The sequence below is a fragment of the Neobacillus sp. Soil_C_43 genome (assembly GCF_057656715.1).
In genome coordinates this window covers 1-26,266 of record NZ_JBDGJV010000032.1, presented here as the reverse complement: position 1 = coordinate 26,266, position 26,266 = coordinate 1, and the positions used below count along the sequence as shown (strand labels likewise).

The window sequence follows — 26,266 nt, the reverse complement described above, 5'->3', positions numbered from 1 at the left end:
ACGTTGGCTTAGTTTCATAAGAAACTAATAATTTTTGTTTGTTGACGTTTTTGTTTGTTTAGTTTTCAAAGAACAATCTCCGTTACTTCTTTTTCAGAAGCAACTTTATTACTATACCATGTCGCTATTTCATTGTCAACCATTTGTTTGATGTTTTTATCATCAACATGTTGTTAACTCGTCATCAACGACTGCTTTAATATATTACCACCGTGTGCCTAACCCGTCAACAACTAATTCGTATTTTTTGCTCATTACGTAAACTTTATTGCAATCTATATAATTCATATCCACTTTAAATGGAGATTTCATAAGGTTGAGGAATTTTAGGAATTACGACTGAGGTGCAACAACCTTTGCGAAAACAGCCTATTTTTTTATTTCTTCTATAATATATACACTAAAAAGCCAGGCGGTTAGCCTGGCACAAGTATCTTCCTTCCAAATTATGTGTAGATACACCTCTTGAAGTACCTTTTTTATATATTTTTCTTTCTTACTCGTCACTTTCGATGATTTACTCGTCAAATTATATGATTTACTCGTCTACTTTCTATTTTACTCGTCAACCTTCACACCTTACTCGTCAATACCCTCATTTTACTCGCCAATTCCAAAACTACACCCCTTTATCAAGGACTTTGACAAAAAAAAGAAAGCCGGCTCACGGCCGGCTTCCCATTACTTTGTGATCTTAATAATACCTTCTTGTTTTACATCAACAAGACCTTGTTTTTCGATTACAATCTTTTCGCCTTCAGCAAGGTTTGTGAAGACAATTGGAGTAATCGTGGATGTTGCATGTTCTTTAATATAATCTAGATCCACTTTTAATAGCGGCTGACCCTTTACAACACGGTCATTCTCAGAAACCAATGTTTCAAAACCTTGGCCCTTTAAGTTAACGGTATCAATACCCACGTGGATAAGGATTTCGCGTCCGCCGTCAGATAAGATTCCAATTGCATGCTTTGTAGGGAATAGATTGACAATCTTACCATCAACAGGTGATACCACTAATCCTTCTGAAGGAACAATTGCAAAACCGTCACCCATCATTTTTCCTGCAAATACTTGGTCAGGAACTTCAGTAATTTCTTTAATTTCCCCTTTAATAGGAGCCACGAACACTTCGCTAGCTTTAACTTGAGTTGGAGCTGCAACTGGAGCCTTTTCTTGCTTATCTACATTTACTGTAGTTGCGCTTGGTCTTTTTCCAGCCATAATATCTTTCATTTGACCTTTAATGGTTTCAGAACGCGGTCCGAAGATCGCTTGAATATTGTTACCTACTTCAAGTACTCCTGCCGCACCTAATTTTTTCAATTGGTTTTTATCTACATCCTTAATATCATTAACAGAAACACGAAGACGTGTAATACATGCATCTAGGTGAGAAATGTTTTCCTTACCACCCATTGCCGCTAAAATGTTTGCAGCCAAGTCACCTGATCCAGCTTTGCCTGTCTGAACCTGGTCGTCTTCTTCTTCTAATTCACGTCCAGGAGTTTTTAAATTAAACTTACGAATCGCAAAACGGAAACCGAAGTAGTAAATCACAGCAAACACTAAACCAACTGGGATAACAATCCAAGCGTGTGTTTGTGGGTTGATTAATCCGAATAGGATGTAGTCAATTAAACCACCGGAGAATGTCATACCGATTTTTACATCTAATAAATGCATTACCATAAATGATAACCCAGCGAAGATCGCGTGGATACCGAAAAGAAGTGGTGCTACGAATAAGAATGAAAATTCAATTGGTTCTGTAATACCAGTTAAGAAAGAGGTTAGGGCAGCAGATGCCATTAATCCCCCTACGAACACTTTCTTCTCAGGTCTTGCTTCATGATAAATCGCTAATGCGGCAGCAGGTAAACCAAACATCATGAATGGGAATTTACCTGTCATGAATGTACCAGCAGTTAGATTTTTCACATGGTCAGAAATCTGCGCCATGAATATACGCTGGTCACCGTGAACCACTTGACCCGCTTTTGTTGTATAGTTGCCAAATTCAAACCAGAATGGAGAATAGAAAATATGGTGTAAACCAAATGGAATTAACGAACGTTCAATTACTCCAAAAACAAATGCAGAAAGAGTTAGGTTTGCATTAACCATGTTATTTGAAAAAGCATTCAATCCAGATTGGATTGGCGGCCAAATAACGAGCATTAGTAATCCCAATAGGATCGCTGTTCCTGCCGTAACGATTGGAACAAAACGTTTACCAGCAAAGAATCCTAAATAAGATGGTAATTCAATTTCAAAGAACTTATTATACAAAGTCGCGGCAATAATACCAACGATAATCCCTCCAAACACTCCCGTTTGAAGAGTTGGAATTCCTAGGACACTCACGTAGTTTGTCCCATTGATTTCTTTAGGGTCAATTCCTAAAACAGTACCCATTGTTACATTCATAATTAAATAACCGATGATTGCTGCTAGTCCGGCCGTACCTTCTCCACCAGCTAAACCTATAGCAACACCTACCGCGAAAAGGAGCGGAAGATTACCAAAGACAATATCTCCAGCATTTTTCATAACTGATGCCACCATCGCTACAGCACTGTTATCTAAGAATGGCGCTAAATCTAATAGGGCTGGATTTACAAGGGCAGCACCTAAAGCAAGTAAAATCCCAGCAGCCGGTAAAAGTGCAACCGGCAACATTAAAGCTTTACCAACTTTTTGCAATACACCGAAAGCATTTTTAAACATAAATGTTACCTCCTAAATATTTTTCTAGGCTCATAAAGCGGTTACATTATTGGTAAAAATACCAACAAAAAAGGCATGAGTAAAAGTTCAATTGAATACAGGCTATGGGTATAGATTACCCCTAAACCTTCAATTCAATTATACTTTTCACTCATGCCTGATCGAATCAGTAACACGTAAAAAATAATAGCTATTTAAATTTATGTTGAAGTCGCTGCAGATGCATCGTTAGATACACTGCTTCTGCATCAAAAACCTTCATTTTTAATGTTTGCTGCATCACTTTAATGAGCTTCCATGAGAGATTATAACACACAGGATATTCTTCTTTCAAGAGGGAAGCTATTTTTTCTGGTTCCTCTACTTTTTCTCCTTTGACTACTCTCTCAATAGCAAACCGCAAGTGACGAACAAGCCTCATATAATCAATGCTTTCTTTATCAATCTCTATTTCAAACTGCTCTTCGACCATTTCGACCAGCCGGCTGACAAGCTGTGAATATTGATTCACGTCGGAGAGGTTTCTGTTGGTCACAGCACTATGAATATGGAGGGCGATAAATCCGACTTCCCCAATTGGTAGGTCAATCCCGGTCTTTTCTTTAATCAACGCTACTACTTCTTTTGCTATTTCAAACTCATGGCGATAAAGAGCCTTTGTTTCCACTAAGAACGGGTTTTTCATTTCCATTCCTTGAGAAGCCCTTGTTAAGGCAAACATAAGATGATCCGTTAATGCCACATGAATATGTTCATTTAGCGTCGAATGGTTCCTTTGCTTGATTAAATCCATGGCGGAAATAATCACTTCTAAAAACTCATTATCGATAAACGGAAGCAGTTTAATGTAATTTTCCTGTTCTTTTTCATTTTCAAGGACAAAAAGCTTTTCGACTACATCTGTATCGATATAATCACCGCGCTTTCGGTTAAAGCCAATGCCTTTTCCAATTACAACTACTTCTTCATAGGAAGGGTGCTCAGCAATAATGACATTGTTATTTAACACTTTATCAATTAATAAACTTGCCAAACCCTTCCCTCCCCTCATACCATGTTTATCTTAGTATTATCATGTTATAAGAGGTGAATCAGGAAGTCAACGACAAAGTTCGACAACCATGTGACAAATAACTGGTAACTTTTTAATCAAAAAAAGAGCTGCAGCGTGGCAGCTCTTTAATGGTTTATTTTAAGAATATAAAATACAGAACAAAGATGACAAAGAAGAAGTACATGATCGGATTGATTTCTTTTACTCTTCCTTTAACAATCATGGTAATTGGATAAAAGATAAAGCCTACCGCAATACCCGTTGCAATACTGTAGGATAACGGCATCGCGATCATCGTTAAGAACGCTGGTACGGCAATTTCAAAACGTTGCCAGTCAATTTTTCCTAAAGATGAAACCATCAATACCCCAACAATGATAAGAGCTGGTGCAGTTACAGGTGCAGTTACTACAGATAATAACGGAAAGAAAAATAGCGATAAGATGAACATACCTGCTGTGACTAAGGAAGCAAACCCTGTTCTAGCTCCAGATGCAACCCCAGCTGATGATTCGATATATGAAGTCGTTGTTGATGTACCAAGAACAGCACCTACACTCGTTGCAATTGAATCGGAAATCAACGCACGGCCTGCACGAGGCAGCTTATTGTCTTTCATAATTCCCGCTTGGTTAGCAACAGCTACCAAGGTTCCTGCGTTATCAAAGAAATCTACAAACAAGAAAGTTAAGATAATTCCAAGCATCGATGTGGTGTAAAAAGAACTGTCTCCGAATGAAGAGAAGGCAGCACCAAATGTCGGCGCTAAGCTTGGCACCGTATCAACTACTTGATGTGGTACCTTGATTAAATCAAAAATCATTCCAACTATAACGGTGATCACCATTCCAAAGAATACGGCGCCATTAATTCCTCTAGTCATCATAATAACTGTAATTAGAATTCCAAAGATTGAAAGTAGTGTATTACCAGCTGTTAAATCGCCGAGTCCTACTAGTGTCGCATCGTTATTTACAATAATTCCTGCATTTTGTAAGCCGATAAATGTGATGAACAAACCAATCCCCGCACCAACAGCGTGCTTTAAGTCAATCGGAATCGCATTAATAATTTTTTCACGAAGTCCAGTCAGTGTTAATAAGAAGAAAAACACCCCAGAAATTAGGACGGCTCCAAGTGCATGCTGCCATGGAATCCCACTTCCTAATACAACTGTGTAAGCAAAGAAGGCATTTAATCCCATACCAGGTGCCAAAGCCAATGGATACTTACCAAGGAGCCCCATGATAATGGATCCTAATGCAGATGCTAAGGCTGTTGCCACAAATACTGCACCATAATCCATTCTTAGTGCATCTGGAAAATCTTTTATCGAAGCAAGTGATAAGGTTAACGGGTTAACAACTAAAATATAGGCCATCGCCAAGAAAGTGGTTAATCCCCCGATGAATTCGCGGCGGTAATTTGTACCGTATTTTTCAAACTCAAAATATTTGTGCATATTTCTTTCCCCCTAAAAATCTCTGTTTTTTACAACAAAAAACGCTCTGGCATATTCTACCGGAGCGTTGACGTGGGCAAAGATAATTAACAGAGGAAAGTGAAACCCCTCTCTATTAATCACTGCCTCGTAGTCAAGCCATTTACGGTGGCTCGGTAGAAACTTTTGGGCCATATTCCCAATATTATACGACGTGATTCGACAATCTATTCATTTCTCTATTATCATAACAGCATAAATAGTCCTCGTCAATATAAAATACGAACGATTTTTATAAAAATATAAAAATCGTTCGTATATAAGTAAAACTATAAAATCACTCGACTATTATTCCCACTCAATGGTTGCTGGTGGCTTACTAGTGATATCGTAAACCACTCGGTTAACATGTGCCACTTCATTGACAATTCTGGTAGAGATCACTTCAAGAACGTCCCAAGGAATTCTGGCCCAATCGGAGGTCATTCCATCAATGGAAGTAACAGCACGGATACCAATCGTGTAATCGTATGTTCTGGCATCCCCCATGACCCCAACACTGCGGATGTCTGGAAGTACAGTGAAATACTGCCAGATTTCACGATCAAGTCCAGCTTTCTTAATTTCTTCACGTAAAATCCAATCGGATTCACGAACAATTTCCAGCTTATCTTCAGAAATGGCCCCTAACACCCTAATTCCAAGACCTGGACCAGGGAATGGCTGTCTCCAAACGATATCATCTGGTATACCCAGTTCCGTTCCAAGGGCGCGAACCTCATCCTTAAACAAAGTGCTCAGTGGTTCAATCAATGTAAATTGCATGTCTTCCGGCAGGCCACCCACATTGTGGTGAGACTTGATCGTTTGAGCGGTAGCCGTACCACTTTCGATGATATCTGTGTAAAGAGTTCCTTGCGCTAAAAAGTCAATTCCTTCAAGCTTTGTCGCCTCATCATCGAATACATAAATAAACTCATTGCCGATGATTTTCCGCTTCTTCTCTGGGTCAGAAACGCCCTCAAGCTTTGATAGGAATCTTTCTTTGGCATCGACTTTGATAACATTCATATTGAAGCCTTCTGAAAAAGTCTTCATTACGCTTTCTGCTTCATTTTTACGAAGCAAACCATGATCAACGAAGATACACGTTAACTGGTCCCCAATTGCTTTGTGAATTAAAACGGCAACAACGGATGAGTCTACTCCTCCACTTAACGCACAAAGGACTTTTTTGTCGCCAACCCTCTCTCGGATCTTTGCCATTTCCATTTCAATGAAATTCTCCATCGACCAATCGCCACTACAGTCACAAACGTTAAAGACAAAGTTCTTAAGAAGGTCATTTCCATGAACTGAATGCTGTACCTCTGGATGGAACTGAACCGCATAAAGCTTTCTAGCTTCATCACTCATGGCTGCAATCGGACAGGACGGGTTTGTACCGTCAACAGTAAAGCCAGCTGGCGCTTCAACCACAAGGTCACCGTGGCTCATCCAAACCACCTGCTCATCAGGTAGATCTGCAAACAATGCGGATTGATTTTGAACCGTTAAAGTCGCTTTTCCGTACTCACTATTTTTGGCTTTTTCAACCTTACCCTTAAAATGAACCGTCATTAGCTGCATTCCGTAGCAAATCCCAAGAATCGGCAGACCCATTTCAAAGATAGACTCATCACAACGGAAAGAATTTTCATCATACACACTGTTTGGTCCGCCAGAAAAAATAATGCCCTTCGGGTTTAAACGGCGGATTTCTTCAGCCGTAATGGTATGTGGGTGAAGCTCACTATATACTCCAAATTCACGAATTCGGCGTGTAATCAACTGATTGTATTGACTTCCGAAATCTAAAACAATAACCAAATCATTTTTCCCTGCCAAAACAGCCACCTCAATCTTCTCAAGTTTTTATTAGCTTTTACCATTTTGAAAAAAAATAAAAAAAACTAGAATCTGCCCCCTAAAAATTGTAGGAAGGCAGAATTCTAGTTCTCTAGTAAAAAGACCCATAGAAAAAAATCCTGCCTTCATAGTCAGGCCATTTACGGCGGCCCGGTAGATACTCTCGAACCCTATTTTCGAGGATATATGAAGGAAACGTACCTATTAGACTAGCTAATGCATTTGCGGATGCTGTTGCTAGACATTGAATTAAATCATATTGTAACAATAGGTCGTTTTTCAGGTCAAGCGATTGTCTTTTTAATTAAATTTTCCCATAATTTATACGATTCTTCCCATGTTCCCTTCGGAAGGTGCTGATGGTACATATATTGCTCATAATGAACCGTTAACCGCGTCATTTCCCTTGTTGAAAAAAACGTATCGATATAACGAGCATAGTTACGAAGGGTTTGATTTTCCTTTCGTTTTAATCCATAGCGATCCAGTTGAGCCAATAATATTAAATAGGCCTCCCCGATGCTCTCATCTTTCTTTTTAAACCTATACCTAAGCATGACAACATATGGAACCCATTTGCCTCGGATTCGGTATAGAACCCAGCCGATGAATGCGAGAATAACGAGAAGGAAAACGCCCATCTTCCAATTGCTTTTAAAAGCGGTAGCTATACTTTCCCACATTTTAGTAAAATCGAACGTACCTTCCGAATCCTTCTTTGTATTCGCCTCTTCCTTTTCTTCCTTTTGAGGTTTCTGTGCTAATGGAGGCGCAGCTCCTGAATTATTTGCAGAATTCCCTACAGCTTCGTAGTTGATTATGATTTCATTACTAAAGCCCTTGGTCGGTTCAAATGGAACCCAGCCTTGGTTTGGAAAATACACCTCTACCCAAGAATGGGCATTATTGTTGGTCACCCCGTATACCTGTTCACCTGAATCCTCATCACTATATTGGAGGAAATCACCGCCTGTATATCCCTTTACCCAGCGAGTTGGAATCCCCACAGCTCGAAGCATAATAGCCATGGAGGAGGAGAAATTGTCACAGTATCCCCTTTTAGTATCAAATAAGAACTGGTCCACATAATCATCGTTTTCACCAGGTATCGCGACATTTTTTTGGTCATAGGAATATTCCGTTTTTCCAAAGTAACTTTCCACAGCTTTTGCCTTTTCAAACCAATTTGATTTTTCCTTCGTGATTTCTTCAGCTAACTCTTTCACTCGCCCCGGCAAAGTCTCAGGCACCTGCGTATACTTTTTATAAAACTCCGGGTTCATGTCATTCGGATTGAAGCTTGTTGTTTTGATTAAATCAGTTGCTTTATATTTTGGTTTTTCAAATGCTAAGGTAAACACCTGTGGTGCAGCAGGCCGGTTGTCATTTTTGAAAAAACTAATCCGCTCATTGGTGGTATCAATGAAAAATTTATTCCCCTCCGGATCTTGCGGGAGCATTTTCACTATTTTTTTAATACCTGCAGGATACATAATATAGTTGTACTTATAATTGACATGTGCCCTGACAATAACAGATTCTTTAATTGTCTCCACCGTATCTGGATAAGAAAAAACAGGTACTAGGTCTTCTTGACGAAATGCGATGGGTGTTGATCCAGATGCAAGCCAGCCCTTTCCTGTATAAGTGTCCTTTGTCTCCATCTTCCAATACGTTTTACCGTTTGCTTGATATTGAAAAGCCGGGCTGCTGTCGCCAATAAATGGTCCACCTAATACCGAATCATCCGTGCCATAGCCAATACGGTGGACCCCACCAGCACTTTCTTTCTTATCCTTATCATTATTAGCAGTCAGATACGGAACAGGGTCTGGCCAAATAGGAGCAGCCTTAGGAGCCGCAATCCCTACGAGCACACTAACAGCAATCATTATTGCCAGCGGTGCCATCCATTTACGAACAAAGGAGGGATGATAAGAGACATTTTCCCTATGGATAATTCGTGAAAAGGTTAGCATCCCCATCACAGCAAATCCTGCCACGACAGTACGAACAATGGCTATTTTGGCACTATAGGGTGTAAAAGTGTCCAGTACGGTGATATACACTAAAGTCATAAAGAAAAAGATAAATATTCTCTGCCTGTTTAACAGCCAATAATGAATTAAGTAAACCATTAGCCATAACAAAACAAAAAACAACAATGAACGAAATTCATTCGTGATATCATTCCATTGGCGGGTAAAAAGCAGACCGATATTATAAAAAATATCGCCGAAAAAGCTCTTCACCCAACTTGCATGGAAGAATCCTTCTTCATAATGTAATTGGTTAATTGAAAATAAAATATAAACAATTTTAATCAGAAACTGCCAGATCCACTTCAGATTCAAATAGGAAATAACAAAAGAAATCAATAGAAAAACAATAAACATTTCGATATTTTCCGTGTTGGTTATTTTTTCTATTGGCCTAAGCCATTCCCACAAAAGTATAAACCCTAACATGTTTAATAAAAACGAAGGAATATCCCTTTTCATTATCGCGTAACCTCCGAAAAAACAGCGGCAAAATTACCTTCATGAACGAGTACAATGCGAATACCTCGTGCATTCGCGACGGCAATAAGCGAGCGTTCCTCTTCTGATGGTGACTCCTTTAGACCCTTAATGAGAAAAAGCGTAATCGAGCCCTTTCTTTGTCCAAGAAAACTTGCCTTTTCAACGAGTGGTTTGGTTAATTGCGCCGTAACAAGCATAAACGAAACAGTCTGTTGAATAAAAAACGCTTCTTTCTCTAACACTTTTTCAAAGGAACGTAAGCTTTTTGCTTCTATTTTTGCTAAATGATAAAAAAGCTGTTGCAGATGCTGCTCTCCCCCTCGTATAGGAAAAGAAGCCCGCTCCTTACTAAAGGTTAACAGCCCCGTCTGTGCTCCTTTTTTTAGAACGGCACGTAGAAGAGAGGCTGTAAAGGAAACAACAGGTTCAAAGCGTTGATCTGGCACACAATCCATGATAACGAATACGTCATGTGACTGCCGCTGTTCGAACTCCTTCGTCATAATCACATTTCGTTTCGCGGAGGCTTTCCAGTTAATCCAGGAGAAACGGTCTCCCGGCTGATAGTCCCTTACCCCCACCGCCATTGAAGTATCGCGCTGGACCCGCTCGCGTGAAGCGGTCAACCCTTGATCATATTGGTTTTCAAAAGGGCGGTATAATAGTTCTGTGTAAGCAGGATAGACGACGATTTTCCCTTCCGATGCAAACGTCTTTTCCTTTTCAAATAATCCAAGCGGGTCACCAATTCTCAATGTAAAGGAATGAAAGAAATGCTCTCCCCTTGGGAGCTTATTAATCGTATATTGATAAGAAAATTCCTTTTTTAATCCTGGAAAAACAAGTGCCTTTGGAGAACTAGTCTTTTCTGCATATTTTAATGCATCATCTAAATGGTCTTCGACAAGCAAATAAAAAAGCGGAAACGAATTTCTCCTTTTGATCGTGACGGTTACCTTCAAGGGTTCCCCTGCATTATAATCTGACTTTGGTAAAACCCGTGTGACCTCAAGCTCATTTAAGGAATAAAAAGAGATCACGACACAGTAAATAGAAAATGGCAGAAAGCTGTAAAATAAAAACCAGCTAACGAACCCTCCCTGAAACATGGCGTACGAGAAGGTGAGGCAAATCAAAAAAAGCAATAGGATAAATCTCCATATTTTTTTAAATGGATTCCACAACTTTTTCATCTTACTTCACAAGCCTTTGTACCGGTACAGGAACTCTTGCAACCACCCGGTTCACCACTTCTTCTGCAGAAATCCCTTCGAATTTGGCCTCTGACTTTAAGATAATCCGGTGGGATAAAACAAATGGGGCTAAATATTGAATATCATCTGGTAACACATAATCACGGCCAAACATAAACGCATAGGCTTGGGCAGCTTTCATCAGGGCAATCGATCCCCTTGGGCTTGCACCAAGGTACACACTTCCATGTCCCCTCGTCCGATTGACGATATCAACGATATAACGCTTGATGCTGTCATCAACAAACACATCTTTGATTTCTCTTTGTAAATTGAGCAGGCCTTCAAGGTCGACAGCAGGATAGAGATCCTCAATCGGCGGTACCTTTTGTGCTCGATTCAATACTTCCATTTCCTCGTGCAGCTCCGGATAACCCATCTTCATTTTTAACAGAAAGCGGTCCAGCTGCGCTTCCGGAAGGGGATACGTTCCTTCATATTCAATTGGATTTTGTGTCGCCATAACGAAGAATGGCTTTTTCAGTTTATGTGTCACTCCGTCAATGGTAACGCTGGCTTCTTCCATTCCCTCTAACAAGGCAGACTGAGTCTTCGGAGATGTCCGGTTGATTTCATCGGCAAGAATAATGTTACCCATTAAGGGACCAGGACGAAATTGGAATTCCATTTCTTTCGGGTTATAAATCGAAACGCCAGTTACATCCGATGGCAATAAGTCCGGGGTAAATTGAATTCGACGAAAGTTAGCATTTACCGATTTGGCAAGTGCTCGAACCATCATCGTCTTCCCTACACCTGGAACGTCTTCTAATAACACGTGCCCTTCTGCCAGTAAAGCAACGAGGCTGAGTTCTGCTACGTTCCTTTTTCCAATCATAACCTTTTCAATGTTTGCTAGTATTTTCTCTATAGTGGGATTCATTTGTTCTAATGACAAGTTGACTCCTCCTTATTTAATCGACCATTTATCATTATGTATTCTCTATTTTCTGGAAATCTCCTGTATGTAAAGTCACACAATATTCAAAAACCGCATAATTAGTAGACGGAAAAAGGCTGGAAAATGTTTCATCAGATGTTACCTTTAAATAAAAATAGTTCCATCCTCTTCGCATGAACTATTGCAAAAAGGAAGGAACTACTTCGTCCATAATTTCGCCTGCCATTTCTATTTCAAATATTCCTTTTACTTTTTTTGAGGATGCTTTTCTGTTGAGTGTAATCATTTTGCAGTCTTGAAAAATAAAAAACTCTTCCTTTTGGTAAATGGGATACGTTCGATATTCATGCAAATCATGATAGTACACTCTTAATTCCAAGCTCTCATCGAAGCCTTCCTCGATGCATATGTTGAGTGAACCACTAAAGGCAGAAGTGAGATTTGTTTTCCATAAAACAGTCTCTTTATAGCCCGGTAAAATAACAAAAGGTGCACATATGCAGTCCTTAATAATAATTGGATTAAGTTCACATTCCCCCACTGGAATGCAAGGTAGGAATTGGAGACCACAAATGCATTTCAAATCAAGAGTTATACACGTTTCGGTAGGAACAAGGATCAACTGGTTAGAGCAATGTTTACTTGGTTTTAATAGTGTTAAATTGATACAGCAGCCCTCTATAGAATGGATTAAAAAGAACTTTGTCATAAATGGTCTTCTTCTATACAAACCGCTACTATTTAAGATTTTACCCCCTTGTAGGTAAAATACTACTGGATAATGGCAGTACTCATCCATGATAACCTGTTTATGTTCTAACAATTGGATCATTTTAAAGCCCTTCCTATCTTCGTGGTCTGTACTTCATAACATCCTATGCATAAGACTAAGCGTTGGGACTGGGTGTCAACAAATATGGTTAAAAATCTATATGCAAAAAAAGAACAGGCATTAATCTATTTGTCATAGAGTTTCCAATCTTTGTCCACTCACATATGATGAGGAGAAATCTATTAACAAGAGGTGACTAAATGCCAACCATTAGTCTTTGTATGATTGTTAAAAATGAAGAAGAAGTTTTGGCTAACTGTCTCCAAAGTGTTCAAAAAATCTGTGATGAAATTATTATCGTAGATACGGGATCGACTGATCGCACAAAGGAGATTGCCAAACAGTTTACAAACAAGATATTGGACTTTGAATGGATTGATGATTTTTCAGCAGCAAGGAACTATGCCTTCAGCCATGCGACAATGGATTATATCCTATGGCTGGATGCCGACGATGTGTTGCTCCCAGATGATCAGGAGAAATTTCAGAAATTAAAAGCAGGGCTAGATTCAAGTGTCGATGCAGTATCAATGATTTATGTGATCGACAGGGATGAATATGGGAACCCCTCTTTTCATTACAGAAGAAATCGCTTGGTGAAAAGAAGTAAGGACTTTAAATGGATAGGACCGGTACATGAATATCTGGATGTCGGCGGCAAGATCATCTTAGCTGATATTGCTGTGGAGCATAAAAAATATATCAAAAAAGCCAGTACTCACATATCTGATAGGAATTTACGAATCTATGAAAGTAGAATAAAAAAAGGCGAAGATTTTTCCCCAAGGGACTTATTTTACTATGCCAATGAGTTACGTGATCATAAACAATATGAAAAAGCGATCATTTACTATAATGAGTTTCTTGGAGGTAAAAAGGGCTGGGTCGAGGATAACATACGAGCTTGCCTTTATTTGGCAGATATCCACGCACGTAGAGGGGAAAAAGAAGAGGAAATGGACGCCCTATTAAAAACATTAGCTTATGATGTCCCTCGGCCTGAAACTTGCTGCCGGTTAGGGGATCAGTTTAAAGCGAAAAAATACTATCAGACAGCCGTCTTCTGGTATGACATTGCTTATCAAAAGAAGAAAATCACTTCAGGCTTCCAAAACGAAGCCTATTCTACCTGGTATCCCCATCTAGCACTTTGTGTCTGCCACTGGGAATTGGGGAATGTAGAGAAATCCATTGAACATAATAAACTGGCAAAAAAATACCGTCCAACCGACAAGCAAGTTCTGTTCAATGAGAAATTTTTTAATGATCATATGAAAAATAAAGGCAAAAAATAAGAGGGAATATGACCAATTCCCTCTTTTGCTTCGTGTCTGATATCCCCCTATTTAATTCCGATGCCGAGGTACTTCATGCCAAATTTTTCAACATCCCTTCGGTTTAACACATTTCTTCCATCCAATACCATGCTGCAGTTTTTAAAGGCTGAAAAGTCCAGTTTCTGATATTCATCATGATAGGCCTGGAGTATGATGGCGTCTATTTGATCGGCCTGCTGATTAGAGAAAGGAATGACCCCATATTTACTTATTTCATTTGCATCAAACAATGGGTCATCAACAAACACTTTTGCTTCCTTCTTTCCTAATTCTTCTATCAGTAACAACGTAGAAGATTTTGTTGGTTCCTTTACATTTCCCCTAAACGATAATCCTAATATAAGGATTTTTTTATCTTTTAACGAACCAATGGTTTCTTCCGTTAACTCAACTGCATATTGCGCCATATTATCGTTAATTTTCCTGGATAACGTTGTCAGCCCCTCCTGCATGCCGTTATTGATAAAGAAATATGGATATACAGGAATACAATGCCCTCCCACACCAACTCCCGGCAGATGGATATTGGAATAAGGTTCACTGTTTGCTGCTTTAATCACTTCCATGATATTAATGTCAAGATTGTTTGCATAAACAGCAAGTTCATTAGCAAGTGCGATATTAACATCTCGATAGACACATTCAGCAACTTTAGTAAATTCAGCAGCCTCCAAACTGCTTACCTGTAAAATCTCACAGTTTAACCCCTTTTTATAAAAATCTGTCGCTAACTCTAGACTAGTTTTGTTATAGCCGCTTACCACTTTAGGATAGGAAGACAAATCTTTAATAATTCGGTTGGAATAGACTCTTTCAGGACTATAGGATAAGAAAAAATCCTCTCCCATCGTTAACCCCGAAATTTTTTCAATCGTTTTGCCAAAACGATTTCTCGTATCTCCTGCAGGCAACGTTGTTTCAAAGGTGACTAATGTCCCCTTCTTTATTCCCTTTGCTATTTCCTCGACCGCAGAATCAATATATTGATAGTAAATTTGTCCATTTTCCCTCGTTAAAACTGGTACGATGACCACTACGACCTCAGATTTATTCACTGCTTCTGCTGTATTCACAGTAGCTTCTAAAGTTTTAGCTTGATGGGCTTTGGCAACGAGCTCATCTAGTCCAGGCTCATTACTTACATGCGCTATTCCCTGATTTACTTGGTCCACCACAAGTTTATTTATATCTGCTCCATACACATGGAAATGTCCGCAATTCGCAAAAATCGCGGCTAAAGGCAGTCCAATTTTACCCAACCCAACAACTGTCACATTCTTCACTCAATCAACCCTTTCAACTCCACTTTATTCCGGACACTCTCCGTTATTTTATGTAGTTTCATTTTCTTTGTGTAAATAAAGCGTCTAAATAGCTCATCAAAATTGGCTTTTAATATAAGCATCATTTTTAAAAATGAATATGATAGATGGACAGACTCTAATATTTATAGTGAATTGAGGTGATTTTTTGACAGAAAAACTAAAAATCTTAATTTTGATCAGGGCGTTCAACAAATTGTTACCAAAACATCAACCAAAATTCGATACGATTAAAGCAATAGAAAAATATGCGGATGTTCGCTATTGGCATACGAATGGTGACATACATGAAATAATCAAGAAATTGAATTTCACTCCTGATTTTATTCTTCATTACGACCATGCATGGGGGAGCTCTCTAGCACCCGTCATTTCTGGTTTGGGCACGATCAACATCCCAAAAGGATCTATAGTGATTGATGTCCATTATAATCCAACTGATAGGAGAAATTTTTTCTCTAAAAATAAAATTGATTTAATCTTTTCAGTAACAAAGAATCCATTCCTAAAAACTTTCCCACAATATAATGAACAATTCCGGTGGTTTCCCTTCGCCATCAATCCTGAGGTATTTAAAGATTGGAATAGTAAGAAGGATATCAACTTTCTACTTATGGGCCAGGTGTTTGACAGAGAACGCAAAAGCAGTAATAAGACGAACACCCCACGGGGAAAGTATCCTTTTAGGGAAGAAGTTTTAGTCAAAATGAGGGGAACAGAAGGATTTTTATTTCATCAGCACCCTGGCCATCGAGCAAAACAATCTTCAAAAGCCTATCTTAATCAAAAATACGCAAAAGAGCTAAATAGAGCTAAAATCTTCTTTACATGTGGATCAAAGTACAATTATCCAGTTTTAAAATACTTCGAAGCCCCTGCATGCAGAACCTTGCTTCTGGCAAAGCCTGTCCCAGATCTCGTGGAATTAGGCTTCGTTGATGGTGAAAATTTCGTTGCTTGTAATGAAGACAATGTTTATGAAAAAGCGATGTATTACCTTGAAAATGAAGCAGAAAGAACAAGAATTATGGATAATGGCTACCATTTTATCCATACTCATCATACAAACAATGTGAGAGCACAACAATTCGTCAAGTATGTAGAGGACTATTTAGCTGAACAAGGAAAAGATTAACAAACATAACAAATCCGCTCGGTTATTATACCAGCGGATTTTTTTCTATGTAGGTTTTTTTCTCAAGCACTTCCTTTTTTTTAACATATACCATAAAGAGACTGATTAAAAAGCCATTTATACTTTATGGCTTCGACCTCATGACAAATGAAAGATATGGGAGTGTATTATGGAAAGCAAAAGTAATTTAACAAATGTAAAACTGGGAGAAAACGTCAAAATTTATGACTTTGTAAACGCCTATGGATGTGAAATAGGTGATGGTACCAGAATTGGAGCATTTGTGGAAATCCAAAAAGGCGTTAAAATTGGGAAAAATTGCAAAATCTCCAGCCACTCCTTTCTCTGTGAGGGAGTCTATATAGCGGATGGGGTTTTTATTGGGCATGGAGTGATGTTTACAAACGATATGTTCCCGAAGGCCACCAACGCAGATGGTACGCTGCAAACTGAAACTGAATGGACTTTGCTCGAAACGGTCGTTGAAGAGCGTGTATCCATTGGATCAGGCTGCACCATTTTGCCTGGCATCACTATTGGAAAAGGAGCATTGATAGGTGCTGGAAGTGTCGTTACAAAGAATGTTCCAGCAAATTCAATTGTTGCCGGAAACCCAGCCAAACTGATCCGCATTATTAAGGAATAATTCTCCTCTCCCATATCCAGATTATTATTCATTAGGAGGACAAGGAATGTTAAGAGCAGGTGTCATTGGCTGCGGCTACTGGGGACCAAATATAATCCGTAATCTGGATGCATTGCCGGAAGTCGATCTCATGTATATCGCTGATTTAAACACTGATCAACTAAACAAACAAAAAGCTTTATATCCTCATGTTACTATCACCACAAACTATCAAGACATAATTAAGGATCCTTCCATTGACATGGTTTTAATTGTCACTCCAGTAAATACTCATTATCAATTTGCAAAAGAAGCACTCATGAACGACAAGCATGTCTTTATAGAAAAACCACTGACCAATTCTGTAAAGAGCTCTACAGATCTATGTAAGATGGCTGAATCAAAAAATCTTACACTGATGGTCGGACATACATTTATTTACACAAGTGCCGTCCGAAAAATGAAGGAAATTATTGATTCAGGAGAGATTGGAGAAATCAAATATATTTCTTCTCAACGGTTAAACATGGGCTTATATCAAAGGGATATTAATGTGCTATGGGATTTAGCACCACATGATTTGTCTATTGTTGACTACCTTATTGATGGACAAATCACAAAGGTAGAAGCCTATGGACAACGAAATGTGAATCCAGAATTGGAGGACACTGCATTTCTCAATTTAACTTTTTCAAATGGAGAAAAAGTCTACATTATGAATAGCTGGCAATATCCTGAGAAAGTCCGAAAAATGGCTGTTATAGGGACCGAGGGTATGATTATTTATGATGATATGGAGTCTGAGAAGAAAGTAAAGGTTTTTTTAAAGCATGTAGATATTTCACAGAATGATAATGGAGAAGTTTCCTATAGTTATATGAATGAAAGAGACTATATTCCAGAGCTTGTTTTAAAAGAAGCTTTACATGTGGAGCTTGCTCATTTTGCAGATTGTGTACGTAACAATAAAGAGCCGCTTACCAGTGGAAATAAGGGTTTGAACGTTGTAAAAGTACTTGAAGAAAGTGATTTTTTATTAAGGAGCAATAAAAAATGACTATACCATTTTTAGATTTACAAGCCCAATATAGGGGTATAAAGAATGAAATAAAGGCAGCAGTTGAACAAATCTTCGAGAACTGCACTTTTATCGGCGGACAAGAAGTTGAGAGATTCGAAAAAAACTTCGCACAATATTGCCAAGCTGCTCATTGTGTGAGTGTGGCTAATGGAACAGATGCATTATGGCTTACTCTGAAGGCGATGGATATTGGCCCTGGAGATGAAGTGATTGTCCCCACCAATACTTTTATAGCCTCCGTTGAAGCGATTACTGCTGTAGGTGCATTACCCGTTTTTGTGGATCATGATATAGATACCTATACCATTAACACCTCTGCTATTTCAGAAAAGATTTCCGAAAAAACAAAAGCAGTTATAGCTGTCCATTTGTATGGACAGACAGCAGATATGGATCCGATATTAAAAATTGCCGCTGAGCATGGACTGAAAGTGATTGAAGATGCTGCTCAAGCACATGGCGCTGAATATAAAGGGAAAAGGGCTGGGTCAATCGGTGATGCAGCGTGCTTTAGCTTTTATCCGGGCAAGAATTTAGGAGCCTATGGTGATGGTGGAGCAGTTGTGACAAACGACCAAAACCTAGCAGAAAAAGTACGCTTATTAAGCCAGCATGGCAGCAAAGTAAAATACATTCATGAAATAGCTGGTTATAACAGCAGATTAGACGGAGTTCAAGCTGCTATCTTAAATATTAAGTTGAAATATATCGAGCAATGGACAGAGGCTAGAAGGAAAAATGCTGAACTTTATAGGAATTTATTAAAAGATTCTTCTATTGTTTTTCCAACGGAAAGAGAACATTGCAGACATGTATACCATCTTTTTGTCATTCGTGTGAAGAACCGTGATGTTGTTCAAAGAAATTTACTCGATCGGGGCATTCAAACAGGTATCCATTATCCTACACCTATCCACTTAACAGAAGCCTATAGGAATCTTGGAATTCCAGAAGGCAGCTTCCCAATAAGTGAAGATTATGCAAAAGAACTATTATCACTACCTATGTACGCAGAGCTATCAGAGAATCAGATTAAGGAAATTTGTGATACTTTACTAGATATTGTCGATTAAAAGGATAAAAATAAGAGGCTGATGATGTCAGCCTCTTATTTTTTATTATTAAATGCTTAATGCTAATCCCCATAATACATGTGCCGCAAAGCGAGGATAAAAACTTTTATCCTTATCATTTGGATAATACAATAGATCAGGAAACGGCCCGTATTCTTTATCAATAATCTGTATTAGATGATTTACCTTTTCTTGATGAGCGTATTTTGCATAAAAGGATAATGCCATTCCTGCTCCCCAGAGGCGTGCTGGTCCTCGATCATTTTGAAATCTTAGAACTTGATCCTCCATAATAAAACTATTAATAGATTCAACAGATTGTTCCAATGTCCACGGCAATTGATGTCTTCCGCCATGTGTTCTATAGCTTTCCAACCCCCAAAGAATGTATCCATGATGGACTAGATCATTAAACTTGCCTCTTCTTTTTGGATCTTCATGAATAGTATAATACCACTTTGGTAACCCCTTATTTAGCTTGGCATTTGAAATGATAGACTTAGCTGCAGCATCCATACGGTCTTGTACAAAAAGGGATTCCTTTTTAGTAAATATATCACCTTGCTCAGCTAAGAGCCTTGCTAAGGTTCCTAGAAACATAGCAGAAACATTTACCGTAAAGTGACTATCTTCTTTCCTTGGACTGTACCAGAAATAGCCACCCTCATTGCTACTCGTCCATACATATTTACACCAATGAAGGGTGACTTTTGCCAAAAGGCCACGTATTTTTTTCTTTTTGTCATTTGGGACCACGTTTTGGACTGACAAAGCATCTAAGAAGCCATTCATAACGATAGATGTTGTAATTGTATATGGATGATTTGGCGGATTGATTGATCCATCTTGAAAGGCATCCCACGCGTGTGGCAGCCCCCATCCCGGAATCCCGTCTTTATCTAAATCATTATTTTCTATCAGCCAGTCTGTAAGTTCTCGTATTCTATTCATACTGCTTTTATTATTAAACTTTTTATAATATATTGCTTCAGACGAAAGCAGCAATCCATAGGTCATGGGCTGAAATGAAATCCCTGGAAAAGTAGGCTCTAACCCTATCCCCACCTCTCCTTCTGGAAATTTCATAATTAGCTTTTCATATAAACTACGTGCATCCATTGCCTTCTTCCTTTCTTCCTATATTCCGAAACTTTAATAAGTAGCCCAGTTTCTTAAAAATTCTTCAATATATTGAATTAACTGCAGAGCTCTTGCCTGATTGGAATGATATTTATGCACAAATTCATATCCATTATCCGTAATAAGTTGCCTTTCTTGTTCATTTTCTAAATAAAATGCTGCTTTCTCCTGAAAGTTTGACCGATCACAGGCCACAAAATGCTGTCCATCTATAAAACCAAGGTCAAGGATATCCTGAACTGGTTCCGCAAGCAGAAGAGTTCTGCAGGCCGGAGCCTCAAAGTACTTTAAGACCGGGTATTTATATACCCCACCACATGTGAAAAATATTTTCGAGCGATTTAATTCCTGGGCATATTTTTGATTTAATATGGCACTGGAAGGGGCATCATGTCCCGGATGTGGATGAAAGACAAATCCCTTAGTATTTCTCATTTTCTCCAATACCTCTTCTCTAAAAGGGTATCTTCCTTTTGGTGTGTTCGTTTTGTTAGGACTCGTTCCTTCCCGATCATAAACCTGTCCCATTAATAAGCAATCGATGTCTTTTTCTAACTGCCAGTCTTTAAAAATCCCAGAATTAATAGCAAATGGCCACCACCTGAATTTTTCCTGATATTCAGGAAATGTCTTTAAAAAGGGCGACTTGGTGAGGGAAAATATCATATCTATATTTGTATCTTTAAAGTATTGCCTTCTTACATAAGGAAAGTAATGCGTATCAATCACGATACATCCTTTTGGAATGTCCACCTGATCAAGACCGCTGATCATCGGTGAAAAGGCATACCCCCAGGCAACATCATAGTGGAGTATAAAATCAGGAGTAAACTTGATTCGTTTTAAAATTTCTTGAATGTTCCCGTCTTTGTACCAATATCTAACCTCGGCAAAACTCTCAATGGCAGTAATGGTTTCAAATTTAGGCTTATGCTTAGGGAAATTCCTCCAAAAGGGTTTGATCAGCAATAAAATTTTCAACTTATCATTCATTAACTACAACTCCTTTGATTACAAGAATCAAGGGGGATTTTCATAATGAAGAACCCCCTTTAATAACGGGGGCTATTTATATTTATTTACATGCTTATCAAGCATATTAAATCCTTTTAACATGCCTATTGCTTTCAGATTGATAACGGGGGAATGATAAAGTGGATAGATTTCTAATGCTCTAAGAAAATGTGGATAGGCCTCATTATATTTTTTCAATAAAAGCAAGGATTCTCCTAGATAATTTTCTTCGAGATGATTTCGATTCTCTATTTTGCTGAAATGTTTAAACGCCCGCTTATAATCTTCTTCGATAAGCCCTTTCATTCCCTCAAAAAAAGTACGGTCCCGGTCATTTTTAATCAAAGGAATGGCCTCATTAAATAGAATAAAAGCTTCATTCGTCATCCATCTCCTGGAAAGAGCGATACCTGCAATTAGCTTAGCTGCAAATAAATTGTGGTCTGGTCCATCATAGTTCCAACTTGCTTCATCAATATTTTTCAAGTCTTCATTGGTGATGTTCAGTTTTACATGACGTGACAGTACATCATAACTTCTCTGATTGGTCACGTTGGTCTGATGCCTTCTGTATAAATACAAAGGCTCAGGGATGTGGTACGACAAGCAATCCTCTACAGCCTTTAATATAAAGTCTGTATCTGAACCAACCTTAATGGTAGGGTCATATTTTATATCGGTTTTCAGTACTTCTCTTTTAAAAATCATTGTTGGATTATTGAAAGGGGTTCCCACATTTAAAAAGAACGAATAAATGTCTTGCGGTAATATGTTGCTTGATTGCCAATAGCCCAAAGGAGATCCATTTCCAGTAATGAGAAGCATATCAGAATGGACAAATCCAATACTTTGGTTTTTGATAATTTCCATAGTCCGCTCAAAACGATGAGGCAGGGATATGTCGTCTGCTCCATGAAACGTAATAAAATCTCCTTCAGCCTCTGATAATCCCTTATTAAAAGCTTCAGCTACCCCTTTATTTTCTTGTTTGAAATACCTGATCCGCTTATCACTAAACGATAGGATGACCTCTTCGCCGTTGTCTGTGGAACCATCGTTAACAATAAGCAGCTCCAAATCTTTTTCTGTCTGGTTCAACAGACTATTAATGGTTTCCTTTATAAATTTTTCCCCGTTGTATACAGGTAGAATGACACTAATCATAAAAACACCTCATGCATCATCATTGGGTCCTAATGACCCTCCGTCCTGATAGATACCAATCGAGCAAATGGCCAAAATCAATGGCCGGCTTATTCCTCTTGGCAATTTCTACACAAATGATATTAGCTGCAACCCCAGCGGATACAAAAGCAATGTCAAACTCATATTGATCCACTTCTTCCATCACTTTTTCGATAGAATCAAACCCTGGCACCAAAATGGTACCTGAAATGGAGCTATAGCCCTTTTTAATGAAAAAGTCCTTTCCATCCACAGAACGATTTCCGATCAACAATACTTTGTAATTTTCTAAAACATTATGAAAGAAAGTGGTTTCCTGATTGAGCTGGTAGTTTATGAGGGAAGTTGTTAATTTCATTGTATGAAGTGGAAGGGTATATGCTTTTGCTACTTGATTAAACATTCTCTGGTAGACAGGGTATCTCGCTTCCGGCAATCCAACAATATCAGCCTCTAGTAGATTCTTTACCAGCAAATCTCTTTTTTCATGATTGGGGACTTTGAAGCCGCCCATTCCTTTTAACCGTCTGTTCGAATTGATTTCTTCTGATGAAACCAAATTGTCATGTGCCAAAGCCAGTATTTCACCATCACCAAGCCGGATCACACTGAACCCTTTCTTTTCATTCAATGCCTGAATCAGTTGCTGTTCTACTTCCGTGGCTGTCTGTAGATGAATTAAATCCTTTGAAAGGTTCTTCATGCCTTCCTCAATGATGTCTTCAATATTGAAAGGAAGGTACTGATTCTTTAATAACTTGCCTTTAACAATTGCCTCTCCGCCTCGATATATAGCTTCGGAAGCCAGTGAAGCCTTATCCCATGTACCTGGATAGCCGAGCCTGAATAAGTACTCCCATTGTTCCGGGGAAAATGAATAGGTCAATCGAAAAACCCCTTTAGCTTAAAGTTATGCTTTGTTAAACTTGTCTGTTGATTTCCGCTCCAGGCGCTTCGCTTTCCGTGGGCGTTTCGGCGAGCCTCCTCGGCGCTCACGCCTGCGGGGTCTCCCCTGAACCGTACTCCCACAGGAGTCTTCGCGCCTTCCGCTCCAATCAACAGAGTATAAAAATCTACACTGTTCTTTAACACAGCCTAAAGTTAAAAGATCTCCACAATGAGTTCAATTTAGGTATATTCATTTATCAGCAAGAAGTGCCTCCCACTGTGAGTGCACATGAAAGAAATATTCCGGGTAGGACGCGGCATCGCCTAACAGTTTAACCGATTCAATGGAAGAGGATTTTATTTTAGCTTCATCATGGAGTAGCGCATTCAGTAAATAAAAATCTACATTATGAGGGTATTGGCTTATCCACTCTTTTACTCTTTTCTTTGCCTGCTGCTTCCTTTGCAGCCTCATAAGGGTGACAATAATCCAGCGGGCTGCTACCGCCTTTTCTTTCGGATTTTCTTGATTCTCATGTAAATAAATAAAGTCATCCAATGCCTTTTCATATTCCCTTAATAAAAATGAGCTGTAGCCGGGGAGATTAAATAACTGAAGTTTGTTAGTAGGTTTTAGTGGACAAGAACAATGCTCTGTTTTCCCTTCGCTCCCATTTTTACGATGTGCAATGACTTCCCATCTTGCTATTTGGGGAGCCTTTTCAAAACTATAGATTACCGGGGCTTTTACTATATCCGCATGGGTAACAAGCAAAAATCTTTTCAGTTTTTCGAAATCCTCTTGGTTCAAAAACTGCTCTGCATTTACGCCTATTTCCCAATTATTCAATTCATTTGAGGACTGGATGTTATAGGAAACAATATTTTTATAATAGTGTAGGATATCATTTATTATGGTTTCCCATTTATACTTTTGTGCTGTTTGAAGGCCATTCTTTCTTAGTTTGGTTTGGATCTCTTGACTGGCTAATACCTGAACGATTTTTTCAGCCATATCATCAGGATTTTTCATCTGACAAATGTAAGCATTCTCCTGATTTACCACGTATTCGAGTATCCCGGCATTATTTGTAGTAACAACAGGACAACCACATGCCATTGCTTCTAGCGTAGGAAGTGAAAAACTCTCATAAGTCGACCCACAAATAAATAAGGATGCCCCTCTATAGAGATTGCTGATTTTTTGCTGAGTGGGGTTAACGAACACCTTTGTTACTCTCTTTTTCATTGCTTCAGATGGCTGTTCTGGAGTGATCCAATATAAATCCATTTTAAATTCACTTTTTACTTTGTCGTACGCTGTGATAATGTCAGAAATGCCTTTAAATTTCGCACTTTCTCCGCCCACCATTAATAGGTATGGCCGGTCCCCCTTTTCCTTTTCTCCAGCTGTGGTAAATACATTCTCATCAACCGCATTCGGGAAAACCTGTGCTTCTCTGCCGTATATGTTAGTAATAAGCTTAGATGCCTGGTGGGAGACCGTGTAAATAAACGGAGAAATCTCAAATTGTTTCTGAATGAAATTCTTTAATGTACGATTCATAGAATCATAGTCAAATAAATGAAAATCTCCCTGTTCAAAATAGACAACAGGAGCTATACCTGTTTCCATACATGCTTGAATATGATCCCAGTAGGTAGCGACAATGAGGTCACAGAGGGGAATCCCTTTTGCCAGCTCTAATTCAAAAGGAACTTGAATATACTCTGCTTCAATTGGAAACCAAGACGGTTTTTGGAAATGGGATATCAATGTTACTTTAGCGCCAGCTTTTTGCAGCCTGTTGGCATGCTCGAGGATGACTTTTACACCACCGGAAATGCCTACATGCGTCATGGCATAGACAATATGCAGCTGATCGATATTTTTATTTGACTGTAATAATTTCTGACTGTTAGCTAACTTATATCTTTCTAATCTCCTATTAAATTCTTTTGAACGAAGTTCCTGTATCACGTTGGCCTCCATTTAGTTTTTTATTCTATTCTATGTTTCAATTAAAAAAAGAACAGTGCTTGCCAAACCTGACAAGCACCGCTGATGGTTTTAATTTTTATAATGGTTCACATGTTAAACCTGCGCCTTGAGATGCTCCATTTGCTCTAATATCTTGAATCTTCGCGATATGACAAGTACTAAGGATAAATGTGTCTTGTCCTGTTGTAATTTTTACAAGTCCTTCTTGTATATCAACGATTGTCGCATTCTGAATATTGTCAAAGAACCCATCAGTAAAGTAATCAGCTGTGGCTGTTATACCTCTAATCATTTCCAAAATTGCCCTTGTTGGCTGCTCACAGCATTCACATTCGCCAGTACGATCAACTCCTGTCGGTCCTACTGGAAGTGTTATACCAGTTAATAGACCATCACCCTGTACACCAACGATCTGACACATTGGTGCTGCAATATGTCCATTATCAGCAAGGAAGAATCCATCAATCACACAATCAATGGTTACGTTGTTAATACCGCCATTACTTGTTTGTGAAGTTGTTCCAACAGAAACTTGGATACCTTCAGCAGCAAGTTGTTCAAAAATGTCAGTCATTGGTCCAACGCAACAATCACATTCTGTATCAGCTGGTGGTCCTGTTGGCCCTGGAGGTCCTGTCGGTCCTGTCGGTCCTGTCGGTCCTGTCGGCCCTGTTGGTCCTGTTGGTCCTGTTGGTCCTGTTGGTCCTGTTGGTCCTGTTGGTCCTGTCGGTCCTGTTGGTCCTGTCGGTCCTGTTGGTCCTGTTGGTCCTGTTGGTCCTGTCGGTCCTGTCGGTCCTGTCGGTCCTGTCGGTCCTGTTGGTCC

General features: G+C 39.0%; 19 protein-coding genes, 2 pseudogenes and 2 riboswitches. Of the genes and pseudogenes, 6 read left to right on the top strand and 15 right to left on the bottom strand.

What is annotated here, in order from left to right; genetic code table 11:
- Positions 1-681: 681 nt before the first annotated feature.
- The 8 genes from ptsG to AC3A54_RS25035 all read right to left on the bottom strand — a co-directional run bounded on the left by ptsG (position 682) and on the right by AC3A54_RS25035 (position 12,641).
- Positions 682-2,730 (bottom strand): glucose-specific PTS transporter subunit IIBC, encoded by a 2,049-nt coding sequence (gene ptsG / locus AC3A54_RS25070; RefSeq protein ID WP_487656625.1) that lies wholly within the window; start codon positions 2,728-2,730, stop codon positions 682-684.
- A gap of 190 nt (positions 2,731-2,920) precedes the next feature.
- Positions 2,921-3,781 (bottom strand): glucose PTS transporter transcription antiterminator GlcT, encoded by an 861-nt coding sequence (gene glcT / locus AC3A54_RS25065; RefSeq protein WP_487656624.1) that lies wholly within the window; start codon positions 3,779-3,781, stop codon positions 2,921-2,923.
- Between the two features lie 136 nt (positions 3,782-3,917).
- A complete protein-coding gene (locus AC3A54_RS25060; protein ID WP_487656623.1) occupies positions 3,918-5,246 on the bottom strand; it encodes an NCS2 family permease in 1,329 nt (442 codons plus the stop codon).
- A 110-nt stretch (positions 5,247-5,356) separates the two neighbouring features.
- Positions 5,357-5,458, bottom strand: a riboswitch (purine riboswitch).
- Positions 5,459-5,573: 115 nt separating this feature from the next.
- Positions 5,574-7,112 carry a glutamine-hydrolyzing GMP synthase gene (gene guaA, locus AC3A54_RS25055; protein WP_487656622.1) on the bottom strand — a complete coding sequence of 513 codons (1,539 nt, stop codon included), beginning with the start codon at positions 7,110-7,112 and terminating at the stop codon, positions 5,574-5,576.
- A gap of 129 nt (positions 7,113-7,241) precedes the next feature.
- Positions 7,242-7,343: riboswitch (purine riboswitch) on the bottom strand.
- A gap of 74 nt (positions 7,344-7,417) precedes the next feature.
- Positions 7,418-9,634, bottom strand: a complete 2,217-nt coding sequence (locus tag AC3A54_RS25050; RefSeq protein WP_487656621.1) for a transglutaminase TgpA family protein — start codon at positions 9,632-9,634, stop codon at positions 7,418-7,420.
- Positions 9,634-10,800: a DUF58 domain-containing protein gene (locus AC3A54_RS25045; protein WP_487656620.1), complete on the bottom strand. Its 1,167-nt coding sequence runs from the start codon at positions 10,798-10,800 to the stop codon at positions 9,634-9,636. Before AC3A54_RS25045 ends, AC3A54_RS25050 begins: the two co-directional genes overlap by 1 nt.
- 49 nt (positions 10,801-10,849) lie before the next feature.
- Positions 10,850-11,791, bottom strand: a complete 942-nt coding sequence (locus AC3A54_RS25040; protein WP_308084270.1) for an AAA family ATPase — start codon at positions 11,789-11,791, stop codon at positions 10,850-10,852.
- Positions 11,792-11,987: 196 nt separating this feature from the next.
- Positions 11,988-12,641, bottom strand: coding sequence for a hypothetical protein (locus AC3A54_RS25035; protein WP_487656619.1), 654 nt, complete (start codon positions 12,639-12,641; stop codon positions 11,988-11,990).
- Between the two features lie 200 nt (positions 12,642-12,841).
- Between AC3A54_RS25035 and AC3A54_RS25030 the strand changes: the two genes are divergently transcribed.
- Positions 12,842-13,936 carry a tetratricopeptide repeat-containing glycosyltransferase family 2 protein gene (locus tag AC3A54_RS25030; protein WP_487656618.1) on the top strand — a complete coding sequence of 365 codons (1,095 nt, stop codon included), beginning with the start codon at positions 12,842-12,844 and terminating at the stop codon, positions 13,934-13,936.
- A gap of 47 nt (positions 13,937-13,983) precedes the next feature.
- Here the strand turns inward: AC3A54_RS25030 and AC3A54_RS25025 are convergent, their stop codons facing one another.
- Complete coding sequence (locus AC3A54_RS25025; protein ID WP_487656617.1) at positions 13,984-15,261, bottom strand: nucleotide sugar dehydrogenase; 1,278 nt, start codon at positions 15,259-15,261, stop codon at positions 13,984-13,986.
- A gap of 235 nt (positions 15,262-15,496) precedes the next feature.
- Here AC3A54_RS25025 and AC3A54_RS25020 point away from each other — a divergent pair, with 235 nt between their 5' ends.
- The 5 genes and pseudogenes from AC3A54_RS25020 to AC3A54_RS25000 all read left to right on the top strand — a co-directional run bounded on the left by AC3A54_RS25020 (position 15,497) and on the right by AC3A54_RS25000 (position 19,214).
- On the top strand, positions 15,497-16,435 hold the full coding sequence (locus tag AC3A54_RS25020; RefSeq protein ID WP_487656616.1) for a glycosyltransferase: 939 nt from the start codon (positions 15,497-15,499) through the stop codon (positions 16,433-16,435).
- A gap of 169 nt (positions 16,436-16,604) precedes the next feature.
- Positions 16,605-16,826, top strand: a pseudogene (locus AC3A54_RS25015) (LbetaH domain-containing protein); the annotation flags it as partial.
- A gap of 3 nt (positions 16,827-16,829) precedes the next feature.
- Positions 16,830-17,066, top strand: a pseudogene (locus AC3A54_RS25010) (DapH/DapD/GlmU-related protein); the annotation flags it as partial.
- A gap of 61 nt (positions 17,067-17,127) precedes the next feature.
- Positions 17,128-18,117, top strand: coding sequence for a Gfo/Idh/MocA family protein (locus AC3A54_RS25005; protein ID WP_487656615.1), 990 nt, complete (start codon positions 17,128-17,130; stop codon positions 18,115-18,117).
- Positions 18,114-19,214: a DegT/DnrJ/EryC1/StrS family aminotransferase gene (locus AC3A54_RS25000; protein WP_487656614.1), complete on the top strand. Its 1,101-nt coding sequence runs from the start codon at positions 18,114-18,116 to the stop codon at positions 19,212-19,214. The genes AC3A54_RS25005 and AC3A54_RS25000 overlap by 4 nt, the downstream gene beginning before the upstream one ends.
- Before the next feature lie 48 nt (positions 19,215-19,262).
- Here the strand turns inward: AC3A54_RS25000 and AC3A54_RS24995 are convergent, their stop codons facing one another.
- The 6 genes from AC3A54_RS24995 to AC3A54_RS24970 all read right to left on the bottom strand — a co-directional run.
- Positions 19,263-20,333, bottom strand: a complete 1,071-nt coding sequence (locus AC3A54_RS24995; RefSeq protein WP_487656613.1) for a hypothetical protein — start codon at positions 20,331-20,333, stop codon at positions 19,263-19,265.
- Between the two features lie 33 nt (positions 20,334-20,366).
- Entirely contained in the window at positions 20,367-21,347 is a 981-nt protein-coding gene (locus AC3A54_RS24990; RefSeq protein WP_487656612.1) for a glycosyltransferase, read from the bottom strand.
- A gap of 72 nt (positions 21,348-21,419) precedes the next feature.
- Positions 21,420-22,532, bottom strand: a complete 1,113-nt coding sequence (locus AC3A54_RS24985; RefSeq protein ID WP_487656611.1) for a glycosyltransferase — start codon at positions 22,530-22,532, stop codon at positions 21,420-21,422.
- 19 nt (positions 22,533-22,551) lie between these two features.
- The gene (locus AC3A54_RS24980) at positions 22,552-23,439 is read right to left on the bottom strand and encodes a GT-D fold domain-containing protein (protein WP_487656610.1); all 888 of its coding nucleotides are present in this window, start codon (positions 23,437-23,439) and stop codon (positions 22,552-22,554) included.
- A 252-nt stretch (positions 23,440-23,691) separates the two neighbouring features.
- Positions 23,692-25,422 (bottom strand): glycosyltransferase family 4 protein, encoded by a 1,731-nt coding sequence (locus tag AC3A54_RS24975; protein ID WP_487656609.1) that lies wholly within the window; start codon positions 25,420-25,422, stop codon positions 23,692-23,694.
- Positions 25,423-25,519: 97 nt separating this feature from the next.
- Positions 25,520-26,266, bottom strand: a 747-nt coding sequence (locus AC3A54_RS24970; protein ID WP_487656608.1) for a bclA protein, incomplete at its 5' end; no start/stop codon positions are given.

Coding starts and splice junctions, on each gene's coding strand:
- ptsG (WP_487656625.1), bottom strand. CDS start 2,730: ATGTTTAAAAATGCTTTCGGTGTATTGCAAAAAGTTGGTAAAGCTTTA.
- glcT (WP_487656624.1), bottom strand. CDS start 3,781: ATGAGGGGAGGGAAGGGTTTGGCAAGTTTATTAATTGATAAAGTGTTA.
- AC3A54_RS25060 (WP_487656623.1), bottom strand. CDS start 5,246: ATGCACAAATATTTTGAGTTTGAAAAATACGGTACAAATTACCGCCGC.
- AC3A54_RS25050 (WP_487656621.1), bottom strand. CDS start 9,634: ATGAAAAGGGATATTCCTTCGTTTTTATTAAACATGTTAGGGTTTATA.
- AC3A54_RS25040 (WP_308084270.1), bottom strand. CDS start 11,791: ATGAATCCCACTATAGAGAAAATACTAGCAAACATTGAAAAGGTTATG.
- AC3A54_RS25035 (WP_487656619.1), bottom strand. CDS start 12,641: ATGATCCAATTGTTAGAACATAAACAGGTTATCATGGATGAGTACTGC.
- AC3A54_RS25030 (WP_487656618.1), top strand. CDS start 12,842: ATGCCAACCATTAGTCTTTGTATGATTGTTAAAAATGAAGAAGAAGTT.
- AC3A54_RS25005 (WP_487656615.1), top strand. CDS start 17,128: ATGTTAAGAGCAGGTGTCATTGGCTGCGGCTACTGGGGACCAAATATA.
- AC3A54_RS25000 (WP_487656614.1), top strand. CDS start 18,114: ATGACTATACCATTTTTAGATTTACAAGCCCAATATAGGGGTATAAAG.
- AC3A54_RS24995 (WP_487656613.1), bottom strand. CDS start 20,333: ATGGATGCACGTAGTTTATATGAAAAGCTAATTATGAAATTTCCAGAA.
- AC3A54_RS24990 (WP_487656612.1), bottom strand. CDS start 21,347: ATGAATGATAAGTTGAAAATTTTATTGCTGATCAAACCCTTTTGGAGG.
- AC3A54_RS24985 (WP_487656611.1), bottom strand. CDS start 22,532: ATGATTAGTGTCATTCTACCTGTATACAACGGGGAAAAATTTATAAAG.